Raw genomic sequence first — 13,206 nt, forward strand, 5'->3', positions numbered from 1 at the left:
ATAAAAGGGGTCATCAGACGACCCCTTTTTTATATTGCTCTATAATGAACGATTTTATACGACTTTCTGGTTGAAAAAGTTGCTCATTCCGGCTTTTTCAACCCTTTGCCGTATTTCGCCAACATCGGTGGTGTACAAGCCCAACTGCTTCATCCTTTCAAAGTAAACCGAACCGGAGAAAGTATATTTTTTTGAAATGCCTTCTTCCGTCTTCATTTGTTCTCCCACGTAGGCAATGGCGTCACCCACAGCCAGTTCCGTAGGAATTTGCACCAGTTTTTTACCCGCGGCATAGCGAACGGCATTGGCTCCGGCCAGAGTCCCGGTGCAGATGGCCTCGGTGTGGCCCACCAGAGGCCCAGCCTTTTCCCCTCCGCAGAAAAGGTTTTCAACACCCTGGGTCTTCAAATAATTATCCCTGGGCGAAATGGCCAAATATCTCATGGAATTGCCGATATTTCCGGCGTAGGGATCTTCATACCTGGCGTTTTCAAAACCGGGTATGCGCCTCAGATTGTTGAGAGGGAAAAACGGCGTCATCAATTTTGCATGCCCCGTATCAAGAAGAACAACATTTTCAATAAACTCCTTCAACGCGTACTGCTGGCACGCTTTCTTGTTGAGTATATCCGCTCCCTCCCTAACTTCTTCGGGGACCGGTATTACCGCAACGCCGGTAGAGTTGAGCTTATCGACGATGTCCTTTGAAAGGGAATCCTTATGGAGCTTGCAGGAACCGCTCATGGCACCGTAAGTTCCGTCGGCCTTTTTGGCCATCATCTCCTTCACACCCATTTTGGCGGCAATACTTACTCTCGGCCCGTAGCTGGGGCACCTGTAAATGCACATTGCGCATCCATTGCCGTATTTTGTGCAATTGCCCTGGGGACCCGCCGTACCGGTACACTCCACAAATACGTCCCCCTCAAATCTTTCATCGGCATCAGTTATCACCGCTTTTATCCTGTTTCCGTCGGCTTCCACATCTTTAACCCTGCTTTCGGTATGCACGTCGACGCCGGCATCTAAGAGGACTTTTTTTACTGCAGGTTCTACTTTTGCCACATCGTAAAGAGTTGCGTGTTTATGGCCAGGAAATTCTATATTTTTGTGCCGGGCCACGCTATCCGTAACCTGGAACAATTCCCCGCCGCCCATTGCAATCATTTCTTCCGCTGCGGTAAACCTGCCGTTGTTCCGCATAATTCCCCCAACCAGGCCTGTCCCGAGCAGCATGTCGGTTCTCTCCAGCAAAACCACATCGGCACCGGCTTTTTTTGCAGCAAGGGCTGCTGCGGAACCGGCCCATCCTCCACCAATCACCACTACTTTTGGCATCGCTTTCCCTCCATTTTTTTTGCAAAATGCCAAAGGAGTAATACTCCTCTGGCATTTTTATTTTTTAATCAAGAAATCCGCTGTACTTGGCCACAATTTCCATCAATTTGACCAGTGCTTTAACCGCATATCTTGTGGTTTTCTCGATGATCTGTCCGTTTTCATCGGTGGTGCCCAGCCCCGGTGAAACCAGAATATTGGCGTCATAGGCAACGGTGGGGATTACGCCCATTTGTGAGGTTCCTGTTTGCAGAATCTGGCTTCCTGCATACATATCCTCGATGGAGAAGATCGGGAATCCCAATTCGCCGTTGTTCCACGTATTTTCATAGTTGATTTCAACGGCTCTCGAGTTATAAGATTTGGTGATTATCAAGCCTTTCTTAATCTTGGGGTGAATCTGGTCAAATTCCTCTTTTACAATGTTGTAAAGATCATCCACCGGTTTTGTGAGTTCCTCGGGGTTGTCTCTCAATTCTTTTAATGCAGCCAGCACGCCCAGTAGCGCCTCTTTCCCGGGATCCTGGGTAACGTATGCCGCCTTCCCGTAGGAAGCGGTGGTACCATACCTGTCGCCGTGCATACCCAGTGCCCGCCTGATGGGAACCATATATTCCTCTTTGCCGATTATCAAGCCGGCGGTGGTGGATTCACTGGCTTTATCCATGCTGTAGATGACAACATCGGCGCCGCTCTTCCTTATGTCATGTCCAATAAATGGCACACCCCAGGCATTGTCCACGACATACGGTACATCAAATTCATGGGCTATTTCGGCCAATCTCTTCTGCAGGACGGGCGTTCCGTCGGTATCCTTGACTCCATATCCGTATCCCGGCGTATCATATCCCAGCGAAGTAATGCCCGTCAACATGGATGCGTGCCTCTCGGCTACGGTTTTTATCTTTTTGGCTGACGCTTCTGGGTCAACCTTGGTCAACTGAATAGTCGGATGGTATTTGATTCCATGAACCGAATAATCGGCCCCCACCAGCGGCACTATATATACGCTCAGGTTGTTCTGGCGCTTGCCGTAAAATCCCAATTCTCCGGCGGTGGCTCCCCTGTCGGCAAAGATATCCTTGAATCTACCGGGGAAAGGCCTGCCGTAGGCGCCATGATGATGAAGATGTTTCTCATAAGGAATAATGTACCTTGCCTGGTAGTTGTCACCTCTTCCCTGCATGGGAGGGGTAAATAAGCAGTCAAAGGCGACCCACAATCCCGCTTCACATGTATTTACCGGCGCCACATCGTATTCATCGCCGTATACATCTTTTACCACCGCTCGAATTTCATCGACCAGTTTCGCCAGAGGGATGACCTCTGTGCTGCCCTTGTCTAAAGCTTCCCTGACTTTTTTTGTCAGTGGAGAGGGACATCCCGAAATAGCTCCCGTAAGGCCGAACTTGCCCCGAAGCTCGGGCGGAATACCGATCTCGTCGGCGGCTTTCCGCGCTTCGGCGTATATGTTTCCTATGTTGGCCTGCAAATGTCTGTACATCTCAAATTTCTTTGTGAATCTTGCCATTTTAACTTTCCTCCTGAAAAAATTATTTTAGCTTTACTATAAGCTCTACTTCGCACGCGGCGTCCATGGGCAACTCACTTACGCCCACGGCCGAACGGGCATGCACCCCTGCTTCGCCAAAAATCTGGCCCAAAAGTTCTGAAGCTCCGTTTATTACTTTGGGCTGCTGATTAAATCCTTCGGCGCTGTTCACATAACCGACCACCTTTACAATTTTTTCTACATTGTCAAGGTTTCCGGCCAGAGATTTGACTATGCCGAGGCAGTTAAGAGCACAGATTTTGGCTGCTTCATAAGCATCTTCCACAGAAACGTCTTTACCGACTTTTCCTTTGTATTTCAATTCTCCGTTTACAAAAGGAATCTGTCCGGCGGTGTATATATACTTATCCACCTTTACTCCGGGAACATAAGCCGCGACAGGTTTCGGTGGTTCAGGTACAACTATGCCCAGTTCCTGAAGCTTTTTCTCAAAAGACATGTTTAGCACCTCCCTTCAAAATTATTCCAAATTTATGTGCAAAAAGTGTTTTATTCTGCACTGAAAAAACGCGCAACTTACTTTTTATTTTTCTGTAAAGTTGCTTTTGCGGCACGCGTACGTCGAATTAGCCAATTATAACTTCTTCATCAAGCTCCAATCCTCTTTCACTGCCGGAAATGCGATTATCGCCTTTTACGACAATGTTGTAGTGGTTGGGCATATGGGTTTCATCAAACCCCGCAACTTTTCCGATCACTTTTCCGCCCACTTTTACCTCGTCTCCGACAACTGTGACCGTACTCTCTTTTACTTCAAAAAAACCTATGTACGCGATTCTGTTGACAAGATCACCGGGACCTTTGTCCTCGTCGGTCAATATCATTTCATGAACTTCGCCCGCCAGCAGACAGCGCGAAGGCTGGGCTATCAATTTCAGACCACGGTCTTCGTATTTTCCATCCAGCACTGCTACCAGATTGCCCTTTAATGCTTTTTTCTTTGTATAGGGGTTTGACTTGAACATCCCTTTCTTATACGGGTCGGTCATCGACATGCCTCCTCATCATTGATGAGCTATACCTTGTTATAAGTATTCTACATCTTAATTGAAAATCCTTCTTGCCTGTAAAATTTTTTTTAGTTTTTCCTCTCCTTTTTCCTGTTATACCTACAAAACCTTATTTGACTTTGGAAAGCCATTTGTTGTAAAAAGTCTCATCAAGGCCCGGATAATTCTTGCTTTTAAGAAACCGAACGAATTCGTCGACACTTACATTTTTATATTTATAAGTCTCAAAATAGCTTTTTAAAAAGTCCATCAAGTCGCGTTCCCCTATTTTCGCTTTTAGCTCTTCATAAAACATTGCCCCTTTGACGTAAATTATGCTGTAGTATTCAGTATTATTTGAGAAAGAAAAGAGGGGATCTAAAATGGATTTCTTGCTTTTTTTTATTGTGTTTAAGAAAGGTTTTATCTGATTGTTGTAATACGCCTCCCGTCCGGCCTCGCCGTACCTTTTTTCAAAATAAATCTGGGAGGAAAATTGGGCCAGGCCTTCATCCAGCCACGGCTCGTTTACCTCATCGTTCCCCACAACGCCGTACCACCACTGGTGGGCCACTTCGTGAGCCACAGTCCTTTCAAAAGATGTGTTGGACAGAAGGGGTTCCCGGTATTTTCTGTCATCTATCATGATAAAAGTAGGGTATTCCATTCCCCCGAAGTAGAAATTGGCCTCCGCCAGCCTCAGTTCCGCATAAGGGTATTTTCCGAAGTATTCATTGAATATTGCCACGGCGTGCTTCGCTATGTCCAGAGCCTGCATGCCTCCCTTTTTATCACGGGGATAAAAATAAGAAATAATTCTTGTGCCGTCTACCATATCATCGACCGTTTCATAATTGTTGCTTACACTCAAGGCAAAATCCCGCACTTTTTCGGCGGAAAACACATATGTAACCGTTGAATCTTCGGCGTATTCCCCTCTTAAGATACCGGAAGCCGCAACGGTAAAACCTTTAGGCACGGTGAACTCCACCGTATAATCTGAAATTTCGCTGTAAAAAGGATCTCCGATTCCATGGTATTTATCGAGATGCCAGTGCTCGTCTTTATAAACGGCCAGAATCGGATACCAGTTTCCCAGTGAAACGGTTATATTATCTCCCGTTTTCTGATAACCAAACCTGTATTTGGCTTCCGGCACCACAAGATTAAATTTAATATATATGTTTTTGGTTTCTCCGGGGTTCAAGGGGCGCTCCAGGGGAATTTTTACAATGCGGGAATCTTCGAGAGATTCCCAGTCTGAAGGCCTTCCGTCCTGTTTCACCTCGGATATCTGAGCACGGCCGGGATGAAAGCCGTTGGGATATATTTTATCTAAATGTTCTTTAAAAAAGGGTAATTTTTCCCGGGATGAAAAGTAGTTGGGATAGAGGTGAAAATACAGCTCTTTTAAAACCGCCCCTGTTTTATTTATATAAGTTAATTCCATTTCGGCTTCAATCCTATTTTGTCCGTTATATGCGGCCTTTATTAAGTAAACGTTTTCGGAAATATCTTTAGTTTCGGGGAAGAGCCTCTGATCGCTGTTATATTTTACCATCCTGTCGCCGGAATTTAAAATGTTTTTGAAAGTGGCGGAAGTATAACTGAAAATTAAAAAGACAGTTGCAAACAGCACCAGCAGTAATAAGCCGAATCTAATTAATCTTTTCAAACTCAATCCTCCCATCATAAAAACATGAGATCTATCTAATTTCATAATAATTTTATACCAAATTTGTCAAAAATAAAGTAAAAAAAGCACTTTAAAGTGCCCCATTCAATGAAAGCCATTGCCGCAATATTTTATACAGTGTATCGAACAAAGTCTTTTCTCTTATATCCCAAACGGCCACGAGAGGCGTTTTGTATACCGGCTTGCCGTTTATATATATGTGCAATTCGCCTATCTCCTGACCTTTATATACGGGGGCTTTTATTTTATCCGGAGTTACCGCCCTTAAGTTTACGGTTTCTCCTTTTTCCACAGGCAGCAAAACATCGTATTTCGCCGCCAGCGGGGATTTGTCGATTACGCCATTTTCAACAATAATTTCTCCATAGATTTTTCCTTCATTCACCACTTCAAGAGGTTTAAAACGGGAAAAACCGTAACTCAAAAGGTTGAAAGAATTGCCGAAATGGTCACGGGTTCCCAAAACCACCGATATTAATTGAATGCCATCCCTTGTGGCCGAAGCCACCAGGCACTTGCCCGCTTTCCCGGTATAACCGGTCTTTACCCCATCCGCCCCCTCGAATCTCCACAGCAGCTTATTGGTATTGTAAAGCCTCCGCGGAAAATTGCCTTCCAGTATCTCTTTTTGGGGCGTTTTAACGATTTCCCTGAATTTAGGCATGGTCAGCGCATAGCGGGCTATTAAAGCCAGATCTTTTGCAGTGGTATAATGCCCCGGAGCATCCAGCCCGTGAGGATTCATAAAATGCGTGTTTACCGCACCTATTTCCAGGGCCTTTTGATTCATTAATTTTACAAAATTTTCTACACTTCCCCCTATATGTTCGGCTATTGCCACCGCGGCATCATTGCCCGACGGCAATAAAAGTCCGTAAAGCATGCTTTCCAGAGACATTTCCTCCCCGGGCTCAAGCCGGAATGAAGATCCCCTTACGGCGGAAGCTCTACCGCTGACCCTTACTTTTGAAGTAAGGTCTCCTCTTTCCAGCGCTATTATGGCGGTCATTATTTTTGTGGTGCTTGCCATGGCTCTTCTCTCTTCTGAATTATTTTCTATCAACACCCTCCCTGTAATTGCATCCATCAGAACATACGCTCCAGCGTTGACATTCAGCGAAGTATTTTCAGCTTTTGCGCATGCGCTCCAGAAATTCAAACAGTTCAACCACAATAGAACAACCAACAAACATACAAGAATTTTTTTAGGCATAAAGAAAACCTCCAGCTAAACATATTTTTTGTCAAAGACATAATTTAATTCTGATAATAGCTGGAGGGTTTGCCAGTTTAAAACTTATACGTATTGAATGTTGCATCCGAATTCTTTTGCAATCTTTTCCGCTTCCTTGATGTCTTCTTCACTCCATATAGACCAGCCGCCCTTTAATACCCCGTTGACATATATCTCCACTTTATCTTTTTTAAAAATCATAAGCTTGCCGTGCCTTTCCTTCATTTGAGCCACCTGGCGCATTACGGCCTCCTCCGGATTAATATTAAGAACTTTCAAGGCTATGAAGAGACAGGAAAGGGCGTCTTCCAGCTCCCTTTTGGCCTTGTCAATTTCATTCCGGAGAAGCGCCTTTAATGATTCCGCCACTTCTTCATTCAAGTGGCTGACTGCTTCCTTCGGATCGGTAGTTTGGTATTTTCTGTTTTCCCATATTAGATCTAAGGCTTTTGTAAGTTCCAATTTTATCCCCTCTTCCCAGCGTCTATACATTATATTAACGTTTACTGCTATTTTTTTCAATAAAAAAACGGTCCGGCTATCTGGCCTGGACCGTAATGTGTTCCCTGTCCCTTCTTATAATATTCTTTATTTGATCCAGTATCTGGGGCGCGATATCAATAATCCTTTCTATCATGGCGTTCTGGTTAACGGGCAAAAGTCTTATCTGCCCCTGGCCCACCACCATAAAGGCTACAGGCTGAACCGAGACTCCCGCACCGCTGCCCCCGCCAAAGGGCATTTTCTGCTGGCCGCCTCTGTCGCCGTCCTGGGAGCCCTTCATATCGAATTCTCCCCCGCCGGCCGCAAAGCCGAAAGTCACCCGGGAAACCGGAATTATAACGCTTCCGTCCGGCGTTTCCACCGTATCCCCCACAATTGTATTAACGTCCACCATTTCTTTTATGCTTTCCATCGCAGTTTTCATCAAACTTTCAATTGGATGACCCTCCATAACTCGTCGCTCCCTCAAGTTTTTTCCTGTATCGCTTTTTAGAAAAAGCCCATAATAGAAGAACTGCTATGCTCGCAATAATAATATGGCCTACTCTGAATTGAAATATACCTTTAAACTCCATTTGGACCGGCTCGGCTTTTAAAAACTCCGGGTGGACGTCTACCATGATTGAGGCTCCGCCGGCGTCCAGAAAATGCGACATGAGGCTTAAAACAAAGTAAATAAAGCCCCACAGCCCACCGGCCATCACCCCGCCGGCTGCGGGATCTTCGTTACCGAATTTAACTGTCAGATAAACCTTTCTCACTTTGACGGTTTTTAAAAATAATCTCACTGCTTTGTCAAACCTTTTTATTTGCAAATAAGCACTTAAAAGAAAATGAATAAAGAGGCGAATTTTCATCCTCAGCGGGGATACCACAACTTTTTCTTTATTTGCGGGAAAATTCAGCCTCAGAGTTGCAAAAGGAACAAGGTTTTTGATGTCAAGTTTCATTTGGGGTATTTGTAAATCGAGCTTTACAATTCCTAAATACACCATTGCTACTTCCGTAAATTCATCAGAAGCCGTTTTATTGAAAACAAATTTAAATGTGACCGGCGATAAAATAAAAAGAGAAAAAGTTAAAAAAATTATTATGTATATCAACTCGAGCCACCTTAACTTTTTCTCTTAGTTTACGGAAAAACATGCTGAATAATACATTTTTAATTTGGAACCGGGATGTCTTCGATAGACCTCAATCCGAAATATTCCATACACTGCTGGGTTATACCGTACAAAATAGGCCTCCCGGGGGCATCCATGCGCCCCATTTCGCAAATCAGGTTTTTTTCAATAAGACTGTTCAAGGCTTTTTCGGCATTTACTCCTCTTATTGCTTCAATTTCGGTCCTGGTGACAGGCTGTTTAAACATAATTATAGCCAGCGTTTCCAGGGCGGCTCTTGAAAGTTGGGCTCTTACTTTCGGCTTGAAGATGTTCTCTATGTATGAATAAACTTCAGGTTTGGTAGTCAACCGGACTTTTTCTCCAACCCTCGATATCATTATCCCCCTGTCGGGAGAGTTGTATTCTTCTTCCAGTTCGCAAATGCAACCGGCTATCTCTTCTTTGGTCATTCCAAGAGCTTTGGACAACTCGTCTATTCCAACCGGATCCCCGGATGCGAACAGGATTCCCTCTATAATTCCCATTGCCTTTTTAATTTCCATTAACGGTCCCCCTTGTAAACAAGGACGATTTCCCCAAAGAGTCTCTCCTGAATCGCTTTTATTCTGTTCATCTTTATAAGTTCAAGCACGGCAAGAAAAGTCACTATAAGTTCGACTCTTGAATGCCGGTGGTCAAATAACCTGCTGAAAAATACGCCCGCCTTGCTGCGGGAAACAACTTGAAAAACCTCTCTTATCTTTTTTTCCAGCGGCACAGGGTCTTTTAAAACTGTATGGACTTTATTCTCCCTGGTCTTTCTCTTCATCAGGTCCGAAAAAGCCATGACCAGGTCTTTTAAGGTAACTTCCGATATGGAAAAGCCTTCAGGCCACAAAAAGGACAAATCTTCAGGCGGCCTTTTAAATATTTTACTCTGCTCTTCTTCTTTTTCTCTCAAAATTAAAGCTATATCCTTAAACTTTTTATATTCCACCAGCTTATCCACCAGTTCTTCTCTCGGGTCCAGATCATCTTCCCCGACCGCCAGTTCGAGCTGCACCTGATTGTCTTTGGGCACGGGCAGCAGCATCTTTGATTTTATGCTGAGCAAAGTGGCCGCCATCACTAAAAACTCGCTGGCCAAATCAAGCTCTTTTTCATCCAGGTCTTGAAGGTAGCTTATATACTGATCCGTAAGCTCCGCAATAGGTATGTCGTAAATATCTATCTGATTTTTTTCTATGAGGTGAAACAAAAGATCAAAAGGGCCCTCGAATGCTTCCAGCTTAACATTTAACGCCATGTTTTCACCCTTGGTTTAAATTTTCATGGCTTCTCTTACCTCTTGCAGAGTTTTTTCCGCTACAAGCCTCGCTTTGTTCGCCCCCTGTATTAATATGTCGTCTATCAATCCCGGATCTCTTTCATACACCTTCCTTTTCATGCGAATCGGCTCGGTCTTTTCTATAATTAAATTTGCCAGTCTTTTTTTGCATTCCACGCATCCTATAAGGCCTTTTCCGCAGGTTTCCTTTAATTCCCTGATGTTTTCCTCCTCGTCAAAAGCCTTGTAAAAGGCATAAACACTGCATACATCCGGATGACCGGGGTCGTTTTTTCTTATTCTGGCCGGGTCGGTAACCATCATCCTGACCTTTGCACTTATTACATCCGGTGTGGCTGAAGCTTCAATGTAGTTGTCGTAGCTTTTGCTCATCTTCCTGCCGTCTATCCCCGGCAGCACCTTAACCTCGGTATGGATGGATTGCGGTTCCGGGAAAACAGGCCCGTACAGATAGTTAAATCTCCTTACAATTTCCCTGGCCAGTTCAAGATGCGGTTCCTGGTCTTCCCCCACGGGAATCCTGTCGGCTTTATACGCCAGTATATCCGCCGCCATCAAAACCGGATATCCCAGGAAACCGTACGTGTTTATTTGCCTGCTCTCCAGTTGTTTTAGCTGGTCTTTGTACGTTGGACACCTTTCGAGCCACGAAAGGGGGGTAATCATGGAAAGCAAAAGATGCAGTTCAGCGTGTTGTTTTACATGAGACTGAACGAATATGACGCATTTGTCCGGGTCAAGGCCACAGCTTATCCAGTCGATGACCATCTCTCTTATGTTATTTTTAATGTTTGCGGTGTCTTCATATCCTGTGGTCAGGGCGTGCCAGTCCACCACCGCAAAATAGCACTCACATTCATCCTGCAGCTTTACCCAATTTGTCAGAGCGCCCATCATATTCCCCATGTGCAGGCGCCCCGTGGGCCTCATTCCGCTAAAAACTCTATGTCCTTTCATTTGTAAAACTCCTCCCTGCCAATCATTATAATCTCAATAAAATTATATTCGTCAAATTATCCAGGCCGGTATATACCACAGAAATTAAAGGTTCCAGAACCCCGTCTAAAAAGCCGAAATAGGCCAGAGCGATTAATATGATTGGGCCATAGGCTTCCAGCTGGGAAAACATATATGCCTGCCTGCCGGGTAAAAAGCCCATCAGGATTTTCGACCCGTCCAGCGGCGGGATGGGGATCAAGTTAAAAACCGCCAGCGTCAGGTTGTAAAGAAAAAGGAGGTATATAAAACTTTCCAGTAAGCCGCTTATGAAAAGATTTGATTTTAATAAAGCCAATGTAATAAACGCCAGCAAAAGATTGGAAAGGGGGCCCGCCAGTGAAACCAGCATGATGCCCTGTCGTGGATTTTTGTAATAAGTCGGGTTCACCTGGACCGGCTTTGCCCATCCGAACTTAAAAATCCAGAGCATTAGCAGGCCCACCGGGTCCAGATGAACCAGTGGATTTAACGACAATCTGCCGCTCCACGCCGGCGTCGGGTCCCCCAGAGCATCGGAAACTTTGGCATGGGCAAACTCATGGAATGTAATGGCTATTAACAGGGCCGGTATTCTCAACAACATCTCCGGGCCGAAAAAATTCATGTAATTCTCCCTTTCTTTGGCTTAATTTTAATATATCCTTATAGCATTATAACATTTATATCAAAACGAAAAAAGTGCGCATCTTACGCACTTTTAATTTATATATGAAAGCGCCATGGAGATATTGCTCTACAGGGCAAAAGAAACAGCTTTTTTTGAAGGCGCGAATACCTCGTTGCGCAGCAGGTCTTCATAGGTTTCCCTCTTGACCATCAGGTGTGCCTTTCCCTCCCTGACAAACACCACGGCTGGCCTCGGGAGCCGGTTGTAGTTGCTGGACATGGTATAATGATAAGCGCCTGTACAAAATACTGCCAGAATATCCCCGGGGGCTACCTTGGGTAAAGCCACATCCCAGATCAGCATGTCTCCCGACTCACAGCATTTACCCGCAACAGACACCTTTTCCTGAGGAGCAAGCCCCGCCTTGTTTGCCAGTATGGCGCTGTATTTTGCGCCGTAAAGTGCCGGTCTGATGTTGTCGCTCATGCCGCCGTCGACGCTGACGTATTTTCGTATACCTGGGATGTTTTTTATGGAACCCACTGTATAAAGAGTGGTCCCGGCCGGTCCGACAATAGCCCTGCCAGGTTCAATTAAAATCCTCGGCACGGGCATATTTACCCTTTCCGCCCATAATTTAACGGATTCAACCAGTGTCGATAGATAAGTTTCCACCGGCAAAGGCCTGTCTTCATCGATATATTTTATACCAAAACCTCCGCCAAAATCAATTTCACCGGCTTTGTAACCGTACCTGTCATAAATATCCCTGGCGAATTTCATCATCACCTCGGCTGCCATCTGGAAGGGTTCCTTTTCAAAAATTTGAGAGCCTATATGGCAGTGAAATCCCATTAATTTTATACCCTTTATGCTTAAAGCGTTCTCTACGGCCATCATCGCATGACCGTTTTCCATACCAAAACCGAATTTTGAGTCCAGCTGCCCGGTCTTAATATAATCATGGGTATGGGCTTCGATGCCCGGCGTTATACGGAGCAAAACCCTGATCTTGGCATGATGTTTTTTCAGCAGATCCTTTAATATCTCCAGTTCAAAGAAATTGTCAACTATCACCCTACCTACTCCGTACTCGATGGCCATGTTCAGCTCATCACAGGACTTGTTGTTGCCGTGAAAATAAATTTTTTCCGCGGGAAAACCTGCTTTTATAGCCGTGTAAAGCTCTCCTCCAGAAACTACATCCAGTGCGAGGCCTTCCTCCTCCAGAATCCTGCACATCCCCATGGTTAGAAAGGCTTTTCCCGCATATATCACTTCGCTGTTTTCGTGCAGTTTTGATAATGTGTCTTTATATTGACGGCAGTTCTGGCGGATAAGATCCTCATCCATTACATATAATGGGGTGCCGAATTCCCTGGCCAGAGCCACTGCGTCGCACCCGCCGATTTCCAGATGGTTTGCCTCATTAATTCTGGCGGTGCCGTAAAACATCATTTTATCTCCTTTCGTAAATCTTTATAGTAGACATAAAAAAACAACCGCAGATATTTGCCGGTTGTGAACAAAAAAGACAACCCAGATATTTGCCGGTTGTCTTTAACTCTAGGCAAATACCTCCTCTCTTCCCCTAACTGAAGTAGCGCTCCACCAAAAAACCGGGAATTTTTTGGTGACAGTTCCATACCTCTTCGATATGGACCCAGCACGGTTTTCCGGGTAAAAACCGCACTTCGGCGGCGACCCCTTTCCCTTGGCATTATCGGCTCCCGGCCTCCGCAAAGGTACTCTTGATGCGCCGCAACCTCTACCCCAACTCTTACGAGATGAGGTATAAATATTCAGTTTAAA

14 protein-coding genes and 1 riboswitch are annotated in these 13,206 nt (G+C 45.0%); all 14 genes read right to left on the minus strand.

The genetic code is table 11. The features are described from left to right. Positions 1 to 54: 54 nt before the first annotated feature. The 14 genes from ACKX14_RS01130 to lysA all read right to left on the minus strand — a co-directional run bounded on the left by ACKX14_RS01130 (position 55) and on the right by lysA (position 12,849). Positions 55 to 1,338, minus strand: coding sequence for an FAD-dependent oxidoreductase (locus tag ACKX14_RS01130; protein WP_422443811.1), 1,284 nt, complete (start codon positions 1,336 to 1,338; stop codon positions 55 to 57). A gap of 64 nt (positions 1,339 to 1,402) precedes the next feature. Continuing rightward, on the minus strand, positions 1,403 to 2,869 hold the full coding sequence (locus tag ACKX14_RS01135; RefSeq protein WP_422443812.1) for a hypothetical protein: 1,467 nt from the start codon (positions 2,867 to 2,869) through the stop codon (positions 1,403 to 1,405). A gap of 22 nt (positions 2,870 to 2,891) precedes the next feature. Beyond that, entirely contained in the window at positions 2,892 to 3,350 is a 459-nt protein-coding gene (locus ACKX14_RS01140; protein WP_422443814.1) for a RidA family protein, read from the minus strand. A gap of 127 nt (positions 3,351 to 3,477) precedes the next feature. After that, positions 3,478 to 3,900 carry a DUF6917 domain-containing protein gene (locus ACKX14_RS01145; protein WP_422443816.1) on the minus strand — a complete coding sequence of 141 codons (423 nt, stop codon included), beginning with the start codon at positions 3,898 to 3,900 and terminating at the stop codon, positions 3,478 to 3,480. A 130-nt stretch (positions 3,901 to 4,030) separates the two neighbouring features. Then, entirely contained in the window at positions 4,031 to 5,575 is a 1,545-nt protein-coding gene (locus tag ACKX14_RS01150; RefSeq protein ID WP_422443818.1) for a M1 family metallopeptidase, read from the minus strand. A gap of 91 nt (positions 5,576 to 5,666) precedes the next feature. Then, complete coding sequence (locus ACKX14_RS01155; RefSeq protein WP_422443820.1) at positions 5,667 to 6,809, minus strand: D-alanyl-D-alanine carboxypeptidase family protein; 1,143 nt, start codon at positions 6,807 to 6,809, stop codon at positions 5,667 to 5,669. 84 nt (positions 6,810 to 6,893) lie between these two features. Continuing rightward, positions 6,894 to 7,292 carry a nucleoside triphosphate pyrophosphohydrolase family protein gene (locus ACKX14_RS01160; RefSeq protein ID WP_422443821.1) on the minus strand — a complete coding sequence of 133 codons (399 nt, stop codon included), beginning with the start codon at positions 7,290 to 7,292 and terminating at the stop codon, positions 6,894 to 6,896. A 76-nt stretch (positions 7,293 to 7,368) separates the two neighbouring features. After that, positions 7,369 to 7,785 (minus strand): GerW family sporulation protein, encoded by a 417-nt coding sequence (gene ytfJ, locus ACKX14_RS01165; protein WP_422443823.1) that lies wholly within the window; start codon positions 7,783 to 7,785, stop codon positions 7,369 to 7,371. Then, positions 7,766 to 8,437 (minus strand): DUF2953 domain-containing protein, encoded by a 672-nt coding sequence (locus tag ACKX14_RS01170; protein WP_422443825.1) that lies wholly within the window; start codon positions 8,435 to 8,437, stop codon positions 7,766 to 7,768. The genes ytfJ and ACKX14_RS01170 overlap by 20 nt, the downstream gene beginning before the upstream one ends. A gap of 59 nt (positions 8,438 to 8,496) precedes the next feature. Then, entirely contained in the window at positions 8,497 to 9,003 is a 507-nt protein-coding gene (gene scpB / locus ACKX14_RS01175) for an SMC-Scp complex subunit ScpB (RefSeq protein WP_422443827.1), read from the minus strand. Beyond that, positions 9,003 to 9,746, minus strand: a complete 744-nt coding sequence (locus ACKX14_RS01180; protein WP_422443829.1) for a segregation and condensation protein A — start codon at positions 9,744 to 9,746, stop codon at positions 9,003 to 9,005. The genes scpB and ACKX14_RS01180 overlap by 1 nt, the downstream gene beginning before the upstream one ends. A gap of 15 nt (positions 9,747 to 9,761) precedes the next feature. Further along, the gene (trpS, locus tag ACKX14_RS01185) at positions 9,762 to 10,745 is read right to left on the minus strand and encodes a tryptophan--tRNA ligase (RefSeq protein ID WP_422443831.1); all 984 of its coding nucleotides are present in this window, start codon (positions 10,743 to 10,745) and stop codon (positions 9,762 to 9,764) included. Positions 10,746 to 10,770: 25 nt separating this feature from the next. Next, positions 10,771 to 11,391 (minus strand): site-2 protease family protein, encoded by a 621-nt coding sequence (locus tag ACKX14_RS01190; protein WP_422443833.1) that lies wholly within the window; start codon positions 11,389 to 11,391, stop codon positions 10,771 to 10,773. Between the two features lie 129 nt (positions 11,392 to 11,520). Continuing rightward, positions 11,521 to 12,849, minus strand: a complete 1,329-nt coding sequence (lysA, locus tag ACKX14_RS01195) for a diaminopimelate decarboxylase (RefSeq protein ID WP_422443835.1) — start codon at positions 12,847 to 12,849, stop codon at positions 11,521 to 11,523. A 138-nt stretch (positions 12,850 to 12,987) separates the two neighbouring features. After that, a riboswitch (Lysine riboswitch) is annotated at positions 12,988 to 13,173 on the minus strand. Positions 13,174 to 13,206 lie beyond the last annotated feature (33 nt).

The sequence above is a fragment of the Thermorhabdus hydrogeniformans genome (assembly GCF_049310025.1).
GTDB lineage: Bacteria > Bacillota > Thermosediminibacteria > Thermosediminibacterales > Tepidanaerobacteraceae > JBJYKD01.